The 22,907-nt window shown below is 60.3% G+C and carries 17 protein-coding genes and 3 tRNA genes; all 20 read right to left on the bottom strand.

The window, feature by feature from the left end; all coding sequences use genetic code 11:
• Position 1 precedes the first annotated feature (1 nt).
• The gene (locus KGB03_RS07885) at positions 2–1,033 is read right to left on the bottom strand and encodes a FecCD family ABC transporter permease (RefSeq protein ID WP_218537425.1); all 1,032 of its coding nucleotides are present in this window, start codon (positions 1,031–1,033) and stop codon (positions 2–4) included.
• Complete coding sequence (locus tag KGB03_RS07880) at positions 1,026–2,015, bottom strand: FecCD family ABC transporter permease (RefSeq protein WP_218537424.1); 990 nt, start codon at positions 2,013–2,015, stop codon at positions 1,026–1,028. Before KGB03_RS07880 ends, KGB03_RS07885 begins: the two co-directional genes overlap by 8 nt.
• Positions 2,012–2,932 (bottom strand): ABC transporter substrate-binding protein, encoded by a 921-nt coding sequence (locus tag KGB03_RS07875; protein ID WP_223526745.1) that lies wholly within the window; start codon positions 2,930–2,932, stop codon positions 2,012–2,014. Before KGB03_RS07875 ends, KGB03_RS07880 begins: the two co-directional genes overlap by 4 nt.
• Entirely contained in the window at positions 2,925–4,772 is a 1,848-nt protein-coding gene (locus KGB03_RS07870) for an IucA/IucC family protein (protein ID WP_223526744.1), read from the bottom strand. The genes KGB03_RS07875 and KGB03_RS07870 overlap by 8 nt, the downstream gene beginning before the upstream one ends.
• 4 nt (positions 4,773–4,776) lie before the next feature.
• A complete protein-coding gene (locus KGB03_RS07865; RefSeq protein WP_218537421.1) occupies positions 4,777–5,550 on the bottom strand; it encodes an HpcH/HpaI aldolase family protein in 774 nt (257 codons plus the stop codon).
• Positions 5,544–7,409: an IucA/IucC family protein gene (locus tag KGB03_RS07860; protein WP_411740027.1), complete on the bottom strand. Its 1,866-nt coding sequence runs from the start codon at positions 7,407–7,409 to the stop codon at positions 5,544–5,546. The genes KGB03_RS07865 and KGB03_RS07860 overlap by 7 nt, the downstream gene beginning before the upstream one ends.
• 25 nt (positions 7,410–7,434) lie before the next feature.
• Positions 7,435–8,862: a DHA2 family efflux MFS transporter permease subunit gene (locus tag KGB03_RS07855; RefSeq protein ID WP_223526774.1), complete on the bottom strand. Its 1,428-nt coding sequence runs from the start codon at positions 8,860–8,862 to the stop codon at positions 7,435–7,437.
• Entirely contained in the window at positions 8,859–10,070 is a 1,212-nt protein-coding gene (locus KGB03_RS07850; RefSeq protein ID WP_223526742.1) for a type III PLP-dependent enzyme, read from the bottom strand. Before KGB03_RS07850 ends, KGB03_RS07855 begins: the two co-directional genes overlap by 4 nt.
• Positions 10,063–11,847, bottom strand: coding sequence for an IucA/IucC family protein (locus KGB03_RS07845; RefSeq protein ID WP_111450524.1), 1,785 nt, complete (start codon positions 11,845–11,847; stop codon positions 10,063–10,065). The genes KGB03_RS07850 and KGB03_RS07845 overlap by 8 nt, the downstream gene beginning before the upstream one ends.
• A gap of 212 nt (positions 11,848–12,059) precedes the next feature.
• Positions 12,060–13,436 (bottom strand): diaminobutyrate--2-oxoglutarate transaminase, encoded by a 1,377-nt coding sequence (locus KGB03_RS07840; RefSeq protein WP_223526741.1) that lies wholly within the window; start codon positions 13,434–13,436, stop codon positions 12,060–12,062.
• 355 nt (positions 13,437–13,791) lie between these two features.
• A complete protein-coding gene (locus tag KGB03_RS07835; RefSeq protein WP_223526740.1) occupies positions 13,792–16,215 on the bottom strand; it encodes a TonB-dependent receptor in 2,424 nt (807 codons plus the stop codon).
• A gap of 67 nt (positions 16,216–16,282) precedes the next feature.
• Positions 16,283–17,233 carry a FecR domain-containing protein gene (locus tag KGB03_RS07830; protein WP_223526739.1) on the bottom strand — a complete coding sequence of 317 codons (951 nt, stop codon included), beginning with the start codon at positions 17,231–17,233 and terminating at the stop codon, positions 16,283–16,285.
• Positions 17,230–17,739 (bottom strand): sigma-70 family RNA polymerase sigma factor, encoded by a 510-nt coding sequence (locus KGB03_RS07825; protein WP_223526738.1) that lies wholly within the window; start codon positions 17,737–17,739, stop codon positions 17,230–17,232. The genes KGB03_RS07830 and KGB03_RS07825 overlap by 4 nt, the downstream gene beginning before the upstream one ends.
• A 392-nt stretch (positions 17,740–18,131) precedes the next feature.
• Positions 18,132–18,208: transfer RNA gene (locus KGB03_RS07820), tRNA-Asp, on the bottom strand.
• 93 nt (positions 18,209–18,301) lie between these two features.
• Positions 18,302–18,378: transfer RNA gene (locus KGB03_RS07815), tRNA-Asp, on the bottom strand.
• 55 nt (positions 18,379–18,433) lie between these two features.
• A tRNA-Val gene (locus KGB03_RS07810) sits at positions 18,434–18,509 on the bottom strand.
• 159 nt (positions 18,510–18,668) lie between these two features.
• Positions 18,669–19,445 carry an SDR family oxidoreductase gene (locus KGB03_RS07805; RefSeq protein ID WP_008145603.1) on the bottom strand — a complete coding sequence of 259 codons (777 nt, stop codon included), beginning with the start codon at positions 19,443–19,445 and terminating at the stop codon, positions 18,669–18,671.
• Positions 19,442–20,653 carry an O-succinylhomoserine sulfhydrylase gene (locus tag KGB03_RS07800; RefSeq protein ID WP_046047729.1) on the bottom strand — a complete coding sequence of 404 codons (1,212 nt, stop codon included), beginning with the start codon at positions 20,651–20,653 and terminating at the stop codon, positions 19,442–19,444. The genes KGB03_RS07805 and KGB03_RS07800 overlap by 4 nt, the downstream gene beginning before the upstream one ends.
• A 65-nt stretch (positions 20,654–20,718) precedes the next feature.
• Entirely contained in the window at positions 20,719–22,224 is a 1,506-nt protein-coding gene (gene purF / locus KGB03_RS07795; protein ID WP_008145601.1) for an amidophosphoribosyltransferase, read from the bottom strand.
• A gap of 41 nt (positions 22,225–22,265) precedes the next feature.
• Complete coding sequence (locus KGB03_RS07790; RefSeq protein WP_008145596.1) at positions 22,266–22,826, bottom strand: CvpA family protein; 561 nt, start codon at positions 22,824–22,826, stop codon at positions 22,266–22,268.
• Positions 22,827–22,907 lie beyond the last annotated feature (81 nt).

Below are 22,907 nucleotides of genomic sequence, written 5' to 3'. Positions count from 1 at the left end.
CTTAATGACGCTGTTTAATCAATAAATAGAGAAAAAAGGGTGTGCCCAGCACCGCGACAAAGATCCCGGCCGGTAGATCCAGGGGCAGGAACAGCGTGCGCCCGACCAGGTCCGCCAGCATCACCAGGTTTGCGCCAATCAGGGCGGCCATCACAGCCTGCCCAGCGAAACCAGGGGCCACCAGGCGTTTGGCAATATGTGGCGCGATCAGCCCGACAAACGCGATCGCCCCACCCCAGGCAATGGCCGCACCGGCCAACGCCACACTCACCAACAACAAACCGGCCCGCAGCCATTGCACGCGCACGCCGATGCCCTGGGCCAAGTTGTCATCCAACTGCTGCACCATCACCTGACGGGCCAGCAGCACCAGCAGCGGACAAATGCCCAACAACCAGCTCGCAAGCGCCAGCGGTTCGGGCCAACTGGCGCCGTATACGCTGCCGGTCAGCCAAACGTAGGCAGACAGGGTGGTGGTCAGCGGACTGAACACCAGAATGAAGGTCGTCGCGGCGGTCAACATCGCTGAGACGCCCACACCGATCAGCACCAGTCGCAGCGGTGAGGTCCCCTGCTTCCAGGCCAGCAGATAAATGGCCAGTGTCGCCAGCGCCGCACCGAGCATTGCGGCCAGGGGCAAAAATTGTTGCCCCAGCGTCGCCGACAAGAACGACAGATAAAGCACAGCAGCGGCGCTGGCACCGCTGGTGATGCCCAGCAGGTCCGGCGATGCCAGCGGGTTGCGGATGATGCTTTGCAGGATCAGCCCGGACACCGACAACGCAGCCCCGACCAATGCCGCCAGCACAATGCGTGGAAAACGCAGTTGCTCGACGATCAACGTCAGGCTGGCGTCCTGACTGGAAAACAGGATTCGTATCACCTCGAGGGGCGAGAGGATGACTTTCCCCAGCGATAACGAGCCGAGCATCACCAGCACCGTCAGCACCAGCGCCGCCGCCAATCGCAACCACGTGGAGAGGTTGACCCGCCGGGAATACCCGCCCCGGCGCCAGGTCACCACCTTATCCATAACGACCTCCACGCCGGGCCAACAGGATGAAAAACGGTGCGCCGAACAGCGCCGTCATCACCCCCACCGGCACCTCCTGAGGCAGGATCAAAACCCGCGACAGCGTATCCGCCAACAACAGCAGAATGGCGCCGAGCAGCGCGCAACCGGGCAGCAACCATCGATGGTCGATGGACAATCCCTTGCGCACCATGTGCGGTACCAGAAGACCAATGAAACCAATGCTGCCGGCCAACGCCACCGCGCTGCCCGCGAGACAGATCACCAGCACACTCATCAGCAGACGGATCAGACCGGTTCGCTGCCCCAACCCCGTGGCGATCTCTTCCCCGGCGTTCAGCACATTGAGCTGCCCGGCCAGCAACAGCGCCCCCGCCAACCCGAACACAGCGCACAGCAACAACGGCGCAGCGGTCGACAGGCTGCGTTCGGTCAGTGAACCAGCCATCCAGAACAGCACCGTGTCCAGGCCATCCTGATTCACCACCAGCAGCGCCTGACTGAAAGCGGAGAACAACGCGGCGATCGCCGCGCCCGCCAGCACGATGCGCAGCGGACTGAGACTGCCTTGCCCCATGTTGCCGATCAGCCACACCAGGCAACCCGCCACGCCAGCGCCAATGAACGCCGACCATAGCCAGGCATCCGGGGATGACAGCGAGAAGATCGAGGAAAACAGGATGATAAAAAAAGTCGCACCGGCATTGATCCCGAACAACCCGGGTGATGCCAATGGATTGCGCGTCAGTGCCTGCATCAGCGCGCCCGCGACCGCCAGGCTGGCGCCAACGGAAATCGCCATCAGGGTGCGCGACAGGCGCGTGGTGGTCACCAGCACATGATTGATACTCAACGGGTCGGGATGGACAAACGCCGCGGCAATCTGTGGCAGTGGAATCCAGGTAGCACCGACCGCCAGGCTCAACACGCAGCACAACAGCAACACGACGCCCGCGCTGCACAGCTTGACTCCCGGGCTCATGAGGCCACCTGCGCGGCGGCCAGGCGGGCCACGTCGTCGAGCATCAGGTTAGCCCCCAACATCCCGCCCGACAGACTCCACGCGACGCCATCGACCTGCCACACCTGTCCTTGCTGCGGGGCACGCATCTGCTTCCACAGCGGGTGTTGCACCAAGCTCTCGTAGTTGCGCTGCACCGCCGCGTTCTGCGCGCGCAGAAAGACAAAAAAGATGTCGGCATTCACCACCGCAAGGCTTTCCTTGCTGGTGAGTTTGATCGATACCCCGCTCGCCTCCCGGCTGTTGTCACTCCAGTTGAATCCCAGTTCGGTGAGCACCGAGCCCGGAAAACTCGCCGGCAGGTAACTGCGGATGTGGTCTTCGCGGATGTCCAGTATCGACACCGTGGGAGGCCAGCGTCCGGCAAATGTCTGCCGCAGTTGCTGACACAGTTGTGCCACGCGCTGCTGCCATCGGTTCAGAATCTCATCGGCCCTCTGTTGCTGCTGTAATGCAGCGCCCATCAGCGCCAGGGTCTTCTTGAACTCAAACACTTCCTCCAGCATCAGCACCGGGGCGATCTGCTTGAGTAATGGGGCGATGCGCTCATGGCGAAAATGTGAGGCAACGATCAAGTCCGGTTTGAGCAGTGCGATGTCTTCAAGGCTGGGCTGAGTTTCCAATCCGACATGGGGCACCTGCTCCAGATCTGCGCGCAAATAGCGATAGGTCGGTTTTTCGCTCCAGGAATCGACTACGCCACACGGGGTCACGCCTAACATCACAGCGCAGTCGGTGGCCCCCTGAAACAGGGTGATCACCCGCAACGGTGCGGCGCCAGCCTCGGCCCACGCCGGCGCGGAAAACCTGAGGGCGAGCGCCCCCAGGGACAGGCGCAACAGCGTGCGCCTGGAGGGTTCACGTCGCGGTTCAGGCATTACGATCAAGCCGGTGAAACGGGTTGACCACCTGCCCTTTGCCAAACGGCATGCTGCCAGGGCCGCCCGCGCGCTCGATCATCGGGGTGAGCAGCAATTTCTGCGGCCAGTGCGGCGATTCGAATAGCTGATGCTTGATCATGATCCGCGCCTCGGCGTCAAACTCGATGGTGTCGATCAACTCGTTGAGCACTTCGCCCATCGCCGTCCACAACCCGGTCGCCGGCAATGCGTAGACCTCAGCCAGCGTATCGATAATGGCGCGGAGGTTGACCTGAATACCCAGGGTCTGCAACCAGAACAGCAGGTCTTCAGGGCGATCGTGGTACAGCGTGTTGGCGTGTCCCTTCTTCAACCGGTAAGCCGGGTCGGCCAGGCCGTTGCGTTCCAGCCACGGCACGAAGATGCGCAACGAGTCGTGATCGCGCAACAGCAAGCCCTGGGCGTAACCGGCCTTCCACACCAGCACCGCGTTCTGCCCGTGAATTTCCCCGAGCATGCCGATGCGGAACATCCGCAGGTTGATATCGAAGAAGCTGTGGCACACCTCGCGGAACAGGGTCATCACTGACGCAGCGTTGGCCGGCAGTTGGCGGTAGGCCATCCAGTCATCGAAGAAGTGCTGATTGCTTCCCGGCAGCGGTGTGCCCAATGCCGCCATGGGCACCAGTCGGGTGTCCAGGTCTTCGAGCAGCGCGGGCGGATAGCCGCGCACCATCGCCGACAAGTGACGCGGCGCTTCGTCGAACAGCGTCGCGTCCGGCGGCATGAACGCCCACCATTTGGTTTCGTCGCACAGGTGCAGCGACTGTTGCAGGGTTTGATCCTTGCTCAGAGCCTGGCGCAGCAGCGCCTCGCTCAAGCCGCCGTTGATCATTTTCACTGCAGGCAGATAACGGGAAGCACCCAGCGAATAGATCGCCATCGGCAACTTGAGGTAATCGGCACTGTTGAAGCACGGCGTCATCGAGCGCAACGACGAGGTGGCGAAGAAATCACCGTCGGTGAAGTCCAGTCGATGGCAATCACCCTTGGCGAAAGCGTCGCCGAGTTGCGCTTCCAGCACGTGCTCGAACTGCCACGGGTGCACCGGCAGTGCGATATGACTGTCGGCAATGCCCCGTTGTTGCAACTCGTGTTGCAGGCCGACCTGTAACGCGAACGGCAACAAGTACTGGGCAGGATAACTCTGCGCCAGGTCCGTCACACCGTCGCCGCATTGCAGCAACGTGCGGTCGACCGCGACCCAGTTGAGCGCCACCGGACGGGCAAACTCCGCCTGATACTGCCGATATTCCGCGTCGTCCAAACCCTGCTTGGCTTTGGCCAGCGGGTGGTAGGGACGATCGCGCAGCGAAGCCCACTGTTCCATCGCCAGGAAAAAGTCCGCGTTGCTCTTTTCCAGCAAGCGTTCGCTGTTAACCCGATGGGCCAGGGACAACTCGGTTTGCCGGACGCTGGTGCGCAGCACATCCAGAAACAGGGCGAAGCCTTTTTCATTGTCCGGGTAGCGATCGGTCATCCCGGCCAGCACCTGGGTCGTGAAAGCCTCGGGTGACAGCGCGGTCAGTTGGTCATTCTGTCGCCCCCATACCGGCGTGCCCGGTACTTTTTCCCACTGCTGGGTAATGCCGGGACGCAGGGCAATGACGATGCAACCATGGGGATCGATGGGCCATTCCCAGATCCGTTGTTCGGCGCTCAACCCGGTAAACGGCTGATCGGCCGATGACGATGGCGCCACCAGGTTCAGCGGCTCGGCCCCGAAAAAATGTTCGGCCAGCAAACAATCGACCAGATCCTGCATCACCTTGTCGGCGGCCATTGTGGGGAAGTTCATCCGACTATTTTCCTTCTGCTGAAGTGGCGGCCAATTTGGCCTGGAGGGCACGAAAAGCGATGCCACGCTCGTCACCCAAAACAAAACTTTTTACGCCCCGGCTCAACCACCGTTCGTGGTCGCCCGACTGACGTGGAATCGCGCAATACGGCACGCCCTCAGCGTTGGCTGCCTGCCAACTGGCGAGCAGCGCTTGCTGCACCTCGGGTCGATCGATCTGCCAGGGCATGCCCATCGATTGCGATAAGTCGGCGGCCCCTTCGAGGATCATGTCGAGGCCGGGCACGGCGGCAATCTCTGCCGCCCGCCGCACACCTTCGGCACTTTCGATCATCGCCACGACCATGATTTGCTCGTTGGCCAGCGCGACGTACTCCGCCAGGCTGTGTTTGCCAAAGGCACCGGGGCGCCCGGCATTCAGGCTGCGGGTACCCTGCGGGTGGTATTTGCAGGCACGAATGCTTTCGGCCAAAGGCTCGGGGCCTTCGATCATCGGCAAGACAATGCCCTGGGCGCCGCCATCAAGCAGGCGCAGCAGGGTTTTCGGGTTGAGATCCGCCACCCGCACCAACGGGGTCAGCGCGTAACTTTCGGCGGTGCGGATCATGTTCTCCACGGTCTCGGGATTGATCAGCACGTGTTCCATATCGATGATCACAAAATCAAAACCCGCCTCGGCAATCAGTTCGATGGCCGCTGGTGACGGAATCGAACTGATCAGGCCGTAGACCGGCTCACCTGTTCTGAGCTTCTGCTTGAGCAGATTGGTCCTCAGCATGATTGCGGCCGGAACGCGTGCAGCGGATTCGGCACCGATTTAAAACGACGTTCGCCATCGCCCAGCAGACGGCGCTTGGTCAGTTCCTCCACTTCATAGAACGGCGCGAACACATCAAACGCTGCATAACGTGGACGGTGTTGCGGATGTTCAGCCTGGTAAGCAGTGATCACCTCGGCGGTCATTTTCCAGAACAGGGCCTCTTCGAGCTGATAGTGCTGATGCAGGAAGATCGCCATCTCGGCCAGGGCGATGAAAAAGAACGAGTCACAGGAAAAATCCCGGACCGCATCCAGATCGTCGGTGAGGATGAACGAGTTGCGATTGAGCTTGGCGTGGCTGGCGGGCAGCGGCACCAGGGTCGGGCACAGCTCGGGGCGCCCCAGGTGTTGCGGCGAATAGCGCACGCCGTCATGGAAGTCTTTCAGGGCGATACGTTGCGGCCAGCCCTGCTTCACGATCAGGACGATGTTCTGCCCATGGGACTCCATGCCGATGCCTTCGGCGTAAAGCATGTGAATGATCGGCGACACCGCCACTTGCAGCAGTTGGCGAGTCCAGGCGTGCAGGCCGTATTGCTTGATCCAGGCATCGATAAACGGCTTCTGTTCACCGCTGCCGTAGCGATTGTCCACGGAGCTCAAGCCATTGAACGGCACCGCTTGCTCATCGTCTTGCAGGTACTGGTGAATGCTCTCGCGCCACAGGCTGCCCATCGTGCCGTAGGCCTGGGACATCCGCGTGGCGGGCAGGTGATCGTAGTCAAAGCTGACGCCGACCACTTCGCCGAGAATCACAAAACCAAGGTCGCGGGCGGTGCTGTCGCTGCCGATCAACTGCTGCAACCAGTCGGTGATGATCGGGCCGTTCATCACCGTGTGCCGGGCCAGAATTCGGGTGCTGGAGGTGTTGGTCATGCTCAACGCGAGCTTGACGTAAGGCCGCTTTTTCTCAGTGACGTTGGCCAACGTGCGGATCGACTGTTGCGCCTGATAGCGATCATCCGTGGTGCCCAGATGGATCACTTCACCGCTGACCAGTTCTGGGTAGAACACGGGAACAATGATGTTTTCCCACTGCCACGGGTGTACCGGCATCAGCCAGTAATCGCCCATCGCCTTGCCTTGATCGGTGAGGCTCTCAGCCAGTTGCTGCCAGCGCTGAAGTCCGAATTCCTGCTGGATAAAATCGTCGTAATTCAGGTGCCGGGAAATGTTCATCGCACCGCAGGTTTTCGCCACTGCCAGCCAGACAATCGCGATGGGCGCGGCAAATTCCGGCCCGTAATTGGCGTTGTCCTTGAGCGAAAAACCGATGCGCGATTTGTAGCAAGGGTGATAGCTGTGGGCGTCCATGAAGTGCTGTTCCAGCGCATCGACATCCAGTTGATGGGTTGGCTGGGTCGCTTGATAACCCTGACTGCGCGATTGCAGATCCTTGAGCAGCGTTTGTTCAAGCTCATGGGTGAAGCGAGGTAGATGCGGGCTGTCCTGAAGTTCGCTCAACAGCTCCGCCAATGCTTGATGAAGGTGCGGCCGACGGCGTGCGCCCAACGCGTCAACGCGTTCGAGACTGGCATAGTCGAGGCGGATCAGCTCGAAGCTTTCGCTGAGCAATCCGCTGCAGTGGTACTCCACCGGTTGTTGCTGCGTGTCGATGCCGCTGACGACAAAACGGTACTGGCCGCCATCGAGAGGCGAGTGGCGATACGGCAGGACGTTTTCATACAGCAGCGTTTGCAGCAGCTGGCCCACCACGCGCTGTTCCACTTGCTGATAGTGGCGCGGATCGGCCGTCGCCAGCCAGACGCCTGGCGCTGAATCAGCAGCCTGATGTGTTGCCTGTGAAGAAGTCGCCATAGTCATAACCTTGTCCATGAAAGAATTAACGGTGTTCGAGGGCTGAGGGCAATGCCTCGGCCGGCTCGTCGGATGCGTGAACGGGAAAACGCCAGGCACAGGGCAATGCCAGGAGGATGAGGATGCCGGTGGCCATGAAGACCTCGCTGATCGCCCCCGAGCTGGCCATCGAAACCACCCCGCCCCCGGTCTCGGCAGTCAGGCGCAGTTCCAGCCACAGGGAGGCAACCACGATGGCCAGCGACGAGACGAGACGACGGGAAATGTTGTTCATCGCCGCGCCTTGCGTGACCATCGGTTCAGGCAGCGCATCGAGCCCGGCGGTGGTGATGGGGATATAGGAAAGGCCCAGCCCGGCGCCGCGGACCATCATCAGAAAAAACACCACACCGATTGAAGCGCCAGCCCCCAGCATGCCCAATCCCAGCGTGGCGCCCCCGGTCAGCAGCAGCCCCCAGAGCACCACGCCGCGCGGGCCGTGTCGGTCCAGCCACTTGCCGCCGAGATGCCCGAACAGGCTGGCGAACATCGCCGTGCACAGCAGCGACAGACCGGTCCAGATAGCGCTGTAGCCCATCACCACTTGTACCAACAGTGGCAGCAGGACCAGGCATTCGAACATGCCGACCGACTGCACCACCGCGATGATCACGCTCAAGCGATAACCGCGCAGGGCAAAGATACGCAGGTTAAGCAGCGGCGAAGTCCGGTTCAGTTCCAGTCGAACAAACGCGACCAGACACAGAATCGCCGCCAACAGCATGCCAAGGTTGAGCGGATCAGTGAGGGCTTCGGCATGGCGCAGACGGCCAACGGCAATCATCAGCAGACCGATGCCCGCCGCGATCAACAGGTAACCCGCCAGGTCGAAAGGTTTGCGTTCCGATGCTTCAGAAGCCGGCAGCACGCCGACGCCAAGGATCAGCGCCAACAGGCCAATCGGCACATTCATCAGGAACAGCGAGCGCCAACTGAACCACTCCAGCATCAGGCTCCCGCACAAGGGCCCCAATGCCGGCGCCAGCATGACCGCCGCGCCCCATAGGCCGGTGACCCTGCCCCGCTCGCCCTTCGCGTACACCGAAAAAATGATCGCCAGGGACAGCGGAATCATCAGCCCACTGGCGATGCCTTGCACCACGCGTGCGGCAATCACCAGCGCGATGGAATTGGCCAGCGCCCCCAGCAGCGAACCGCAGACAAACAACGCCACACCCCACAAATAGAGGGATTTGCGCCCCATCCGCTGGCTGAGAAAACTGGTGAGCGGCATGGTCATGCCCATGCTCACCATGAACGCCGCGACAATCCAGGTGGCCAACAGCGGGCCAATCTCAAAGGCCTCCATGAACGCCGGCAACGCCGGATTCAATGAGCTGTTGTTCAGACTGACCGTCAGCGTGCCCAACAGCACATTGACCACCACCAACCAGCGCGGCACGGCGAACGTCAATCCCACGGTGCGACTCCGGCCTGTTGTACAAACACCTGCGGTGGTCGCGGATGACAGAGGAAATCGGCGTGGGAAATGTTGTAGCCATAGGCACCCGCCAGCGGCAGCACCAGCATGTCGCCGATCTCCACGTCCGTGAGCGGGCAATCGCGGCTCAGCACATCCTTGGGCGTACAGAGCTGCCCAACGACAGTCCACTCCTGTTGTGGCGCCGTTGAAGTGACGCGATGCCGGGGCAGATGAATGACCGGGTGATCATGGCCCTGGGCAACCGGCAAACGGAACTGATGCGTGCCGCCACGACAGACCAGGAAGTGCTTGCCGTGACTGGTTTTCCTGTCCAGCACTTCAATGGCGTAATAACCGCAGAAGGCGCTGATGAAACGACCAGGCTCAAAGCGCACGATGGGCGCATCGGCACAGGCTGAAAGGCTCTGCCCCAAATGCGTACACAAGCGCTGCCAATCGAATTGCTGCGGCCCGAGGTAATTGACCCCGATGCCACCGCCCACATTGAGGTGAGTGATCGCCGCGGGATCGACCGACAACGCTTTCCATTGCGGCCAGCGCTGCAAGTACAGATCGAGCAATTGTTCATGGCGTTCCACCAGCGACTGATGGGACATCGCATGCACATGAAAGCCCTTGAGCCGCAGGTGACTGGCGTTATCGACCCAGCTGACCGCCTGAGCCAGTTCCGCTTCATCGATCCCGAACGGTGTGGCCGTGCCGGCCATCGCCAGTTTGCTGGAGAGCGGCGACGGCAGTTCAGGATTGATCCGCAGCAAGACGTCTTGCACGCGCCCCGCTTCCAGTGCCAGCCGTTGCAGGCGGACGATTTCATTCAGGCTTTCGATGTGAATCGCTTCGACCTGGTGTTGCAGCGCCGAATGCAGATCAGAGTCCAGTTTGCCAGGGCCGGAGAAGATGAATGGTTTGCGCGTCGGGCAGGCCTGAAGACGATGGATCTCACCGCCGGAGGAAATCTCGAAGCCGTGCACCAACGGTGCCAAAGCGGCGAGGATTTGCGGCTCGCTGTTGGCCTTGATCGCGTAGTAAAGCTCTACGCCTTCAGGCAGCGCCGCCATCACCTGCGTCACGTGCTGCTTCAACGCGTCCAGGTCATAGACGAACAGCGCCAGTGGATCTTCGTGCTGCGTGCGGGCTTCGTCGATGGCGGCCAATACCGCTTCGGGCAGCTTATCCATGCTTGGCCTCCTTGCCCCACGGGGACACCAGACTGACGTAGCTGGCCTGGCGATCGGCCTTGGCCGCCAGGCGCACTTTCAGGTTGGTTTTGCAGGCAATCGGCTGACCGGCAATCAGTGCGTCCAACTCTGGCGCAGCGCGGGCCAATTCGACGCGGATGCTGATCAATTGCTGCTCCACCCGTTGCCACATCAGCGGCGCCAGGTGCGGACGTTCCCAACTCAGGGCCAACACAGCCTCGGACAAGTTGTTGACGAACAGGCAATAGACGATGCGGTTCCAGCCTTGCTGGCGGGAATAGAGCAGCGACTCGCGCACCCGTGGATGAACGTCTGCGTCGATCCGCGAGGCCCCCAGTTCGTCGGTCAGTTTGACCCCTTCGAAATCCCGCAGCAGCAAGCGTTGTGGACGACCGTTGTCATGCACCAGCACGCTGTTCTGCAAATGCGGTTCCATGACGATGCCGTGGTTGAAGAACAACGCCAGCACTGGCCGTAGCAACAGCGCCTGATAGTCGTCGAACCAGCTCAACAGCTGTTGATCGTCGATGTCATTGCCGTTGAACCGGCTCAGGAACTCATGCACCAACGGTGGTAAATGCAGGCCGCGAGCGAACAATGTACCGGCCATGATGCTGCAGTCGGTGCCGGTGTCGAGGCAGAAGTTCTCCCGCAGGATCGCCCCGGTCTGTTCGCGGAACCAGTGGTTATCGGCTTCGCTGGCCTGTTGCGGCGCCCAGCTCAGGTTGCCCGGCTCGGCGACCACCGAGAGCCCGCCAAGGGTTTCGGGCTGGGTCAATTGGAGGTTACGAAAGACTCGGTCGATCATCAGTGCGCTTTCCAGTTCGTACCAAGCGTTTTTCCTGACGCAGTTGGTGATGCGCACGTTCAGCGAGCCCTTGATGAAAAACTCATGGCCCTCGATGTACCAGGTACGGATGGACGCCGTGGGGTTGGCCATCAGCCCTGTGGCGCCAAGATCGACGATGGCCGCGGATTTCAACAAACGCTGAACCCGACCGTCCTGCATGAACAGCTGGGCCTGAACCGGGTGCATGCAGATAACCGCGTGTCCTGGCCGCGCCTGCGCCTGATCGGCAAAACCGGCCAGCACTTGGGCTTTGCTCAGGCCGTTGGCCCCGACGTTCAATCCTTCCAGCGGCACCTCGAACAGGTGCAACGGCGTGCGGGCCTGGAATTCCGGAGCATAGGTTTCCTGGGCCAGATGAGCTGGCCACAGGCGCGCCTTGGGTGCCGGGTGGTTCGGATGACCAAACCACAAGCCCTGCTCACTGGCGAGGTAACCGCTGAGCGGTGCCGGGTGCTGCCCGTCCATGTTGTGGCCGACGATGGACGCGGTCAGCAACTGGCTTTGCAACACCTGATCCAGCAACTCGTCGTTGCTGGCGCGGGTCATGTGTTCGCACGCCGCGAGCAACTGCTCGACGAACTCGGTGAACCTCAGGCACGACCAGTCGCCCTCGCCACGCCGGGCATAAACGTCCGACAGGTAACGGTGACTGCCCAGACCATCACGGCGGTCCACCATCACAAAGAATTGCTGCTGGTTGGGCAGGCTGATGGTCAGGGGAATACCCTTCCATTCCAGGCCCTCGAGGTAACTGCCCGGGGCGATACCTTGCATCTGCGTCGGCCAACTGTAACTGAGGCAGTTTTCCGGCAAGGCGAACTCTTTGATCAAACAATTAAGCAACGCGCGCGTCGTCGCCAACTCACTGACCATATTCGATAAAACACTGCGATCTGGATGATTCATGGGTGCTCCACAATAGCCCACGAGGCCACTGGACACGTTATATGGCGAAAAAATTAGTTGCTGATCGACCTGTTTAACAGCCGACGAAACCCCACGTAACGACATCACTTCACTGAACTTTTTTAAACAATCAGACGACCATCAAAGTTACTTGTAGCGCTGTCATCAAACTGCAATTCAGCGGACTGCCAGCGCAACTTCGATTAACTCATTCAAGGGCGCAACTGCAATAACGCTGCCGCCATCGCATTATCAAAACGCTGGATGACTTGCTGACATTGTTCATCGTCGATAATCAAAGGTGGCAACAAGCGAATGACATTGCCCTTACGTCCGCCGCGTTCCAGCAACAGGCCTTGTTTGAAGCACTGTTGCTGAATGGCCACGGCCAGCGCCGGGTCCGTCGGGAAATGCCCGTGGCGATCAGCCGGCTGGCGCTCATCGACGATCTCGATGCCCAGCATCAGGCCGCGACCGCGCACCTGGCCGAGGGCCGGATAATGCGCCTGCAACTCGACCAATCGGTCCTTGAGCCACTGGCCCTGGCGATCGGCCTGGGCGGCGAGGTTTTGCTGTTGCAACACCTGCAACGTGGCCAGCCCGGCGGCCATGGCCATCTGGTTGCCGCGGAAAGTGCCGGCGTGATTGCCTGGTTCCCAGGCGTCGAATTCACGACGGATGCCCAGCACCGCCATGGGCAAACCGCCACCGACCGCTTTGGACATGACGATCAGGTCCGGCTCGATGTCGGCGTGCTCGAAGGCGAACATCTTGCCGGTGCGGCCGAAACCGGTCTGCACTTCGTCGAGGATCAGCAGGATGCCGTGCTTGCGCGTCACTTCACGGATCGCCCGCAGCCAGCTCACCGGGGCACAGTTGACCCCGCCCTCACCCTGCACCGCTTCAAGGATCACCGCCGCCGGCAGTGACACGCCGCTTTCGACGTCTTCGATGAACTGGGTGAAATAGTGGGTCAAGGCCTCGACCCCGGTTTCACCGCCAATGCCCAGCGGGCAACGGTATTCGTGGGGGTACGGCATGAACTGCACCCCGGGCATCAGGCTGGCGATGGCATTTTTCGGCGCAGTGTTGCCGGTCAGGGCCAGGGCGCCGTGGGTCATGCCATGGTAGGCCCCGGAGAAACTGATGATGTTGTTGCGCCCGGTGTAGGTCTTGGCCAGTTTCAGCGCGGCCTCCACTGCATCCGCCCCGGACGGCCCGCAAAATTGCAGGCAATAATCACGGCCCTGGTTCGGCAACAGGCTGAGCAAGGTTTCGCTGAAAGCGTCCTTGACCGCGGTGGTCAGGTCCAGGGTGTGCATCGGCAGGCCTGAGGCGAGGAAGCTGTCGAGGCTGGCCATGACGGCCGGATGATTGTGCCCCAGGGCCAAAGTGCCGGCGCCGGCCAGACAGTCGAGGTAAGTATTGCCCTCGACATCCGTCACCCAGAGCCCGTGCGCCTTGGCGATCGCCAGTGGTAACTTGCGTGGATAACTGCGTACATTAGATTCGAACTTGCTTTGTCGAGCCAAATAGTCGGCATTGGTCTTTTGCAAAGGATTAGAGTGCAATACGCCATCATTCAACATCGCTTCACCCTCGTTAAATTCGATATGAAACTTATTCTCATTTGGAAGTTGTTGCAACTAATTCTTACTACCAATTTGGAAATTTACATATAGCGATTTGAACTACTTTAAAAATAATCAGGCACGCAAAAAACCAAGTTAATAAACCTGGTATGAACTCCGGAAGCGCCATGATCTGGCCATATTTTTGTAATGCAGCTGACAACTTATATATAGGCTACCGACAGATAGCGACTGATACGCAAGTGTCTTGATTGTTCATTAACTGAGGGTTTGCATATGTCCTTCCTCTATACGAATCAGGTCAAGGTCCAACGAATACGCCCCGGTCCCTGGGGCGCATGACAGGGGCAAATCAGAAGTCGACGGTCGCCGAAAGGAGGTAGGTGCGCGGGGTCGACAGTGTCAAGCCAGGCTCACTGTCATCCGAGGCTCCGGCCGAACTCCAGTAGCGCTTGTCCGCCACGTTCTCGACATTGGCACGCAGGGTGATGTTCTTTTCCTCGACCTTGAACGCGTAGCGTGCGCCCACGTCGAAACGCTCCCAGGAGTCGATTTCCTTAACGTTGGACTGGTCCAGATACTGCGAGCTCGAATAGATGCCACGGCTGGTCAGGGTCAGGCCCTGTACAGTCGGCACGTCCCACTCGGCGCCCAGGTTCACGTTGTATTTCGGCGTGGCCGGTGCCCGGTTGCCGTCGAAGGTGCCATTGGTGGTGTCCTTCAACTCGCTGTCGATGTACATGACACCGCCGAGCAGACGGAAACCATCGAGCGGTTCACCGAACACACTCAATTCCACACCGGTGTTCTCACGCTTGCCGTTCGGGCCGAAGACGCGCGTGATCGCATTGGTCTCGTAAGCCGGCTGCTTGATCCGGAACACGGCGGCGGTGACGGCGAACGGACCGGCGTCATACTTGGCACCGACCTCGACCTGGCGGCTGATGAACGGCGGGAAGATCTCGTCCTCGTTCACCGAGGTAGACGGTGCGATCTTGCCCTGGCTCAGGCCTTCCATATAGTTGGCATACAGCGACAGCTTGTCGGTCGCCTTGAACAGGATGCCGCCTGACGGCGAAACCTTTTCCTCGTCGTAGCCGGTGTCGCCTCTGACGTTATCGGTCCAGTCGTCAACCTTCACGCGCTGCCAGCGGGCGCCGAGGGTCAGCAGCAGCCGGTCATCGAAGAAACCCAGGGTGTCGGACAACGCCACACCGGTGGAACGGTTTTCGGTATAGACCTCCGAATCCTGTCGCGTGGGTCTGCCAGGCGTTGGTGTTTCAACGGGGTTATAAATGTTGCTGTTGGCCGCAGCATAACGGGCACCGCCGTTTTCAAAGTCCATGTAGTAATAGCTGGCGGCCAGGTTGACTTCATGGCTGACCGGGCCGGTATGGAACCAGTTGCGCACACCCGCTGTGGCCGTCCGGACATTTTCGTCACGGGTGAAGTCACGCGGTTGAACGCTGAAATTACCGGCGTCGTTGGTGACCGAAACGGCATGTCGGAGGAAATCATGATTACTTTTACGCGCGCCCACGCCGCCATACAGCATGACGGAGTCGTTGACATCGAATTCAGCATTCACCATGCCGAACGTGTCGTTGGTACTCGCCTTGCTCCAGGGCTGCGCATAATTGCGGCGCACATCGCTGGCATGCGGAACCTGCGCGTTAGGGCCAACCTGTACGCGTTCCTGCGGTGCGTCGGTATCACGTTCGGTGCGCCCGATGTCCGTCGAGAGCCTCAGGCGTTCACCGCGAAAATCCAGGCCCAGCACGGCCATCTCGCGGTCGACATTCTGGTGATCCCATTCGGTGTCGCCAGACTGCTTCACGCCGTTGAAACGAAGACCGAACTTGTTGTCTTCACCAAAGCGCCGGCCGACATCCACGGCACCGCCGACCTGGCTGTCGGACGCGTAACTGCCGGTGAATGAAGTGATGGGCTTGTCGGTCGCGCGCTTGGGCACCACGTTGATCCCTCCACCCACGCTGCCCCGCGGCGAGATGCCGTTGATGAGCTGGCTCGGACCTTTGAGGACGTCGACGCGGTCGGCCATCTCCATGTCGATCGTATAGGTCGGCAGGACGCCGTAGAGGCCGTTGTAGGAAACATCACTGTTGAACAGGCTCAACCCTCGAATGGTGAACTGCTCATAGCGCCCACCCGCCGGGTTGGTGACGCGAACCGAAGGATCGTTGGCGATCACGTCGCCCAAGGTACGCGCCTGCTGGTTTTTGACCACCTCACTGGTGTAGGTGGTCATGCTGAACGGCGTCTCCATAAAGTCTTTCGAGCCCAGCAGGCCCTGTGAACCGCGGCGCGCGACCTGACCGCCGACATACGGATCGCCGTGCTCCGAGTCAGTGGCACCGACAATCGAGGTGGCGCCCAGTTGCAGGCTGCCGCCTTCTGGCGCCGGGGTCAGGGTGTACGCCTCTTCGCCTACCGGCTGCAGTTGCAGACCGGAACCCTGCAACAGTCGGGCAAAGCCCTCCTCGACCGCGTATTCGCCGGAAAGTCCAGGGCTGGTGCGACTGCCCACCAGTGCCGGGTCCACTGACAGATTGACCCCGGCCAACCCAGCGAAACGGGTCAGCGCTGCACTGAGGCTTCCTGCCGGCACCTGGTAACTGCGTCGAGGCGCGTCTTCGGCCCAACCGGCAGTGATGAACAACGGACAGGCACTCAGACTAAGCATCAGACTCAAGTGCAACAACGGGCGCAGCCTGGAAGAACCCAGACGCGAACTGCAGGGCATCACTACGGGCATTGAGAATCTCTCTGATTTCGTTTCACTTGCCCTGAATGACAAGCGACGCGAAAAAAGGGGACACACCTCAAACACTATTTTTGCGCGGCAGCAACGTGACCCAGTAGCGGGTTCGCCTATGCACCTCCAGCGGCAAGCTGGCCGCCAGCAACGTCAGGATGCGATCGGTGTCTTCCAGACGGAAACTGCCGGTGACGCGCAGGGATTCCAGTTCCGGCTCCCAACGCAACAGTCCCGGACGATAGGTGCTGAGCTCGCGCAGAAAATCGCCCAGGGGCTGGTTCTGTGCCATCAACACGCCGTCGCGCCAGCCTGGGGCTAGCACATCGAAAGGTTCGGCGCGTCCGGCTCCCATCGCCTGAAGGCCGACTTGCTGGCCTGCGCGCAATGAAAAGACCGGTCCGCGCAAAGGCTGCAACTGCACCGCGCCTTTAAGCACTGACACCTTGCACCCCGCCTGCCCCTGACGAACGCACACTTCGCTCTGACTGACGACCACTTGCCCGAAGTGCGTCTGGACCGTCAGTGGCGATGTGCCGGGCACCTTCAGCGCTATTTCGCCTTCCACGAGTGTCAGTCGCCGATTCTTCAGGTCGATATCGACGGCACTCGCGGTATTCAATTGCAGCGAGCCGCCATCCGCCAACTGGACTTTTTTACCCTCCCCGGTCGCGGTTCGCAGGTCAGCACGCCAGACGTCCAGAGGTAGCTGCCGACTGATCAGCCAAGCGGTTGGCACCAGCGCCACCGCGCCGACGGCGCGCTTAAGCACCGTGCGCCGACTCGTCTGCGGCCGATCCAGGCTGGCCATGGCCAGTGCCGACGGCAGGTCGGCAAAGCGTTGGCGCAAGAGCTGGGCTTTCTGCCAGGCCTGTTCATGACTGGGATGGCTGTCACGCCAGTGCTGCAGATTGGCACGATCGCGCTCGTTGGCGGCACCTGACTCCATGAGTGCCAGCCATTGAGCGGCAGCCCGCACGACTTGCCGAGCTTCAGCCGAAGGGGTTGAACCGATCACATTTGCACCAGCAGGCAATGTTCATAGGCTTGCGCCATGTAGCGCTTGATCGTGCGCTCAGAGACTTGCAGGCGTTCAGCAATCTCGTGATAACCCAACCCCTCCAACTGGCTCCAGAGAAACGCTCGTCGCACCGCGGTCGGCAATCCATCGAGCAATTCATCCAGGGCTTGCAGGGTTTCCAGCAGTAGCCAGCGTTGCTCGGGAGACGGCACGCAGTCCTCAGGCAGCAGCGCCAGCGCACTGAGGTAGGCTTGTTCCAGGCTGCGGCGCTTATAAAAATTGGTGAGCAGTCGCTTACCGACCGTCGCCAGATAGGCGCGGGGTTCTTGCAGGTCAGCGATGTGCTGGGAGCTGGCGAGTAAACGCACGAACGTATCCTGGCTCAAGTCCGCCGCATCATGGCCATTGCTCATGCGTCGTCTCAACCAGCTTTCGAGCCAGCCACGATGGTCGCGGTACAGGTCGTGGAAGGTTTGCGCCGCCGGCATCGCTGCATCACTCATCTAAAGGAACCCTGCGCGAAGAAATATTTTAAATGCGACTCATTCTAATTAGTGTTGATACGTCAAACCAAGCGCTTTATGCGTTTTGCCCCCAGGAAAAACTTGAATACGTGAATGAGAGACAGGTGTTTCTGCCACGCAGCCACCGGTAAGTCAGGGCTGAGCGTTATTGAGGGAAATTGTCGAGAAGAGTCAGAATTCGATACACGGCCGCATGTGGCTGGCAGATACGAATGCCCATGGTTGCGGGGACCAGGAGAAAAGCCAAATCGCAGACACAAAAAACCCCGGTCTTTCGACCAGGGTCTTTGCTATCGACTCGAAGTAGACACTGGCTTTACCAGCGGCTTTCTTCGTAGCTCCAAGGCGTTCAGTGGGCCTTGATGCAGATATGGCGCAGCGGACGGGACTCGAACCCGCGACCCCCGGCGTGACAGGCCGGTATTCTAACCGACTGAACTACCGCTGCGTATCGCTTTGGACTTGCGTCCAAGTAACTCGTCTGACTGAAAGCTTCGAGGCTTTCAATCTCGAACCAGAATAAACTCTGATTCGGAAAATATGGCGCAGCGGACGGGACTCGAACCCGCGACCCCCGGCGTGACAGGCCGGTATTCTAACCGACTGAACTACCGCTGCGCGTCGGTGGAGGCTTTTAAAAGCTTCCATCTTGCTTTCGCAAGACTCTCGGAAGTGGTGGGTGATGACGGGATCGAACCGCCGACATTCTGCTTGTAAGGCAGACGCTCTCCCAGCTGAGCTAATCACCCGTTTGCATCTCCGAGGCCGCGAAATTTACGCAGGTACCGAAGCTAAGTCAATACCCCGCTTGAAGTTTTTCTGAAAAAGACAAAATCATGTCATTTCCCGCAGCGCTGCCAATGGCCGCCTGCAACCTCAAGCCGCCGCTGTCGCGGCCCCTGCTCGAATTACTCGCTGTAAATCATCTTCTTGGTCATGCCGCCATCGACCACGAACTCCTGGCCTGTGACAAAACCGGCGTTCTTCGACAACAGCCAGGCGACCATCGCCGCCACATCCTCGACCGTCCCTACCCTGCCCGCCGGATGCTGGGCATGATCGGCATCGGTCAGAGGCTCGGCACGACGTGCGGAGGGATCCCGCGCATCGATCCAGCCCGGGCTGACCGCATTGACGCGGATTTCCGGCCCGAGGCTGATCGCCAAGGCATGAGTCAGGGCCAACAGGCCGCCCTTGCTGGCCGCATAAGCCTCGGTGTCGGGTTCCGACTGCCCGGCGCGGGTCGAGGCCAGGTTGACGATCGCGCCGCTGTGAGCGCGCAGGTACGGCGCACAGTGCTTGGCCAACAGCATCGGCCCACTGAGATTCACCGCCAGCACCCGATTCCAGTACGCCAGATCCAGGCTTTCAAGGGTGATGTTGTGCGGATCGGCAACCGCCGCGTTGCACACCAGCGCATCCAGACGCCCGAACTGCCCCAGTACCTCGGCGACACCCAATGCCACCTGCCCTTCGTTCGAGACATCCATGGCGATGAACCAGGCGTTGTCGCCGAGCACCTTCGCCACTTTCGAACCGCGCACTCGATCGAGATCAGTCAGCACCACCTGCCAGCCTTCGCTGATCAGCCAGGCCGAGATCCCCAGACCAATGCCCCGCGCAGCACCCGTGACCAGTGCAACTCGGCCGTTGGTGCCAGTGCCTGGCGTGGACAACTCGATCACAAGGCAGCCAACCCGCGCGCCAGATCGGCTTGCAGGTCTGCTACGTCTTCCAGGCCGACCGCGATGCGGATCAGGCTGTCACGAATGCCCGCGGCTTCACGCTCTTGCGGCGCCAGACGGCCGTGAGAGGTGGTGCTTGGGTGCGTAATGGTGGTTTTGCTGTCACCGAGGTTGGCGGTGATGGAAATCAGGCGAGTCGCATCGATGAAACGCCAGGCGCCCTCTTTGCCGCCCTTGACCTCGAAACTCACGACCGCACCAAAGCCTTTCTGCTGACGCAGGGCCAGCTCATGCTGCGGATGGCTTTTGAGACCGGCGTAATGGACTTTCTCGATGCCTTCCTGCTGCTCCAGCCATTCGGCCAGTTGCTGGGCATTGGCGCAGTGAGCCTTCATGCGCAGGCTCAGGGTTTCCAGGCCCTTGAGGAAGATCCAGGCGTTGAACGGGCTCAGGGTCGGCCCGGCAGTGCGCAGGAAACCGACGACTTCTTTCATCTGCTCGCTGCGACCGGCCACAACACCGCCCATGCAACGGCCCTGGCCGTCGATGAACTTGGTCGCCGAGTGCACGACGATGTCCGCGCCCATCTTCAGCGGCTGCTGCAACGCAGGGGTGCAGAAGCAGTTGTCGACCACCAGCATCGCGCCTTTGGCGTGAGCGATTTTCGACAGTTCGGCGATGTCTACCAGCTCTGCCAGCGGATTGGAGGGCGATTCGACGAACAGCAGTTTAGTGTTGGCCTTGATCGCCGCATCCCAGCCGGACAAGTCCGCCAGAGGCACGTAATCGACTTCAATGCCAAAGCGCTTGAAGTACTTCTCGAACAGACTGATGGTCGAACCGAACACGCTGCGCGATACCAGCACGTGATCGCCGGCACTGCACAGGCTCATCACCACCGCCATGATCGCAGCCATGCCGGTCGCCGTGGCCACGGCTTGTTCGGCGCTTTCCAGCGCGGCAATGCGCTCTTCGAACGCACGCACGGTCGGGTTGGTGTAGCGCGAGTAAACGTTGCCCGGCACTTCACCGGCAAAGCGCGCGGCCGCGTCGGCGGCGGTACGGAATACGTAGCTGGAAGTGAAGAACATCGGATCGCCGTGTTCGCCTTCCGGCGTGCGGTGCTGACCGGCGCGTACGGCCAGGGTGTCGAACGCTACGCCTTCGAGGTCGCTGTCCAGCCGACCGGCATCCCAATCCTGACTCATGCTGTCACTCCTTGCCTTGCTCTTTTTAGTAGATACAAAACCGGCCCCTCAGGGCCGGTAGTTACTCAGTTGTTATACAGATCAATGATCGCGCTGACTGCCTGCGTCTTGACCTTGGAGGCATCGTTACGCGCCTGCTCGATCTTGTTCAGGTAAGCCTCGTCGACGTCACCGGTGACGTACTGACCGTCGAACACCGCGCAATCGAACTTCTCGATCTTGATCTTGCCGCCACCAACCGCTTCGATCAAGTCAGGCAAGTCCTGATAGATCAACCAGTCAGCGCCGATCAGATCAGCCACGTCCTGGGTCGAACGGTTGTGGGCGATCAACTCGTGTGCGCTCGGCATGTCGATGCCGTAGACGTTCGGGTAACGAACGGCCGGTGCTGCGGAGCAGAAGTAGACGTTCTTGGCGCCGGCTTCGCGGGCCATCTGGATGATCTGCTTGCAGGTGGTGCCGCGAACGATGGAGTCGTCCACCAGCATCACGTTCTTGCCGCGGAATTCCAGCTCGATGGCGTTGAGCTTCTGGCGTACGGATTTTTTCCGTGCAGCCTGGCCCGGCATAATGAAGGTCCGGCCGATGTAGCGGTTCTTCACGAAGCCTTCGCGGAACTTGACGCCCAAGTGGTTCGCCAACTCGAGGGCCGCGGTGCGGCTGGTATCCGGAATCGGGATGACCACGTCGATGTCGTGGTTCGGACGCTCGCGCAGAATCTTCTCGGCGAGTTTCTCGCCCATGCGCAGGCGTGCCTTATAGACCGACACGCCGTCGATGATCGAATCCGGACGCGCCAGATAGACGTGTTCGAAGATGCACGGGGTCAGGGACGGGTTGGTCGCACACTGACGGGTGTGCAGCTTGCCGTCTTCAGTGATGTAGACCGCTTCGCCCGGCGCCAGGTCGCGAATCAGGGTGAAACCGAGCACGTCCAGGGAAACGCTTTCGGAGGCGATCATGTACTCGACGCCTTCGTCGGTGTGACGCTGACCGAAGACGATCGGGCGGATGCCGTGCGGGTCGCGGAAACCGACGATGCCGTAACCGGTCACCATCGCCACAACCGCGTAACCACCGACGCAACGGTTGTGCACGTCAGTAACAGCCGCGAACACGTCTTCTTCGGTTGGCTGCAACTTGCCGCGCTGGGCCAGTTCGTGAGCGAACACGTTGAGCAGCACTTCCGAATCGGAGTTGGTGTTGACGTGGCGCAGGTCAGATTCGTAAATCTCCTTGGCCAGCTGTTCAACGTTGGTCAGGTTACCGTTGTGCGCCAGGGTGATGCCGTAAGGCGAGTTGACGTAAAACGGTTGGGCTTCGGCCGAAGTCGAACTGCCCGCGGTCGGGTAACGCACATGGCCAATACCCATGTGACCGACCAGGCGCTGCATGTGACGCTGATGGAACACGTCACGTACCAGGCCATTGTCCTTGCGCAGGAATAACCGGCCATCATGGCTGGTCACGATACCGGCAGCGTCCTGGCCGCGGTGCTGGAGGACGGTTAGCGCGTCATACAGCGCCTGATTGACGTTCGACTTACCGACGATACCGACGATGCCACACATGCGACGCAACCCCTACTTAATGGATCTGAACTGAACACAACTCACTGAGGCGTTTTGGCCATCGGCAAGAGGTGCTCCTTGAACGGTATCTCAGCGGGTACGCTGATACCGCTGGCAAGCCACTGACTGCTCCACCCCAGAATCAGGTTTTTGGACCAGTCTGCAACCAATAGAAATTTTGGCACGAGCTGTGACTCTTTCCACCACCCGTCCTGCTGTACCGGCCCCAGGCTCAACAGCCCGACCGCCACGACCACCAGCAACACGCCACGCGCGGCGCCAAAGGCCATGCCGAGGAATCGATCGGTCCCGGACAGCCCGGTGACGCGAACCAATTCGCCGATAAGATAATTGATCATCGCGCCTACGATTAGCGTGGCGACAAACATGATGGCACAGCCCGTGATCACACGGGCCGACGGCGTTTGGATGTATCCGGCGAGGTACTCGGACAATGAACCACCGAACATCCAGGCGACGACTCCTGCGATGATCCAGGTCACCAGCGACAGTGCTTCTTTGACAAAGCCGCGGCTCAGACTGATCAATGCGGAGATGGCGACGATTGCAACGATCGCCCAGTCAACCCAGGTAAATGGCACAGTGCAGCCTACAGACGGATAAGGCGGCGCATTTTAGCAGAGCGCATGGCTGTCGGTAAGCTGCGATTGTCAGTGCATTTC

Origin of the sequence: Pseudomonas sp. BF-B-26 (assembly GCF_019956495.1) — a bacterium.
In the GTDB taxonomy this organism is placed as follows: Bacteria; Pseudomonadota; Gammaproteobacteria; order Pseudomonadales; family Pseudomonadaceae; genus Aquipseudomonas.
The sequence above is the reverse complement of the archived record's forward strand: the minus strand, read 5'-3'. Positions and strand labels throughout refer to the sequence as shown.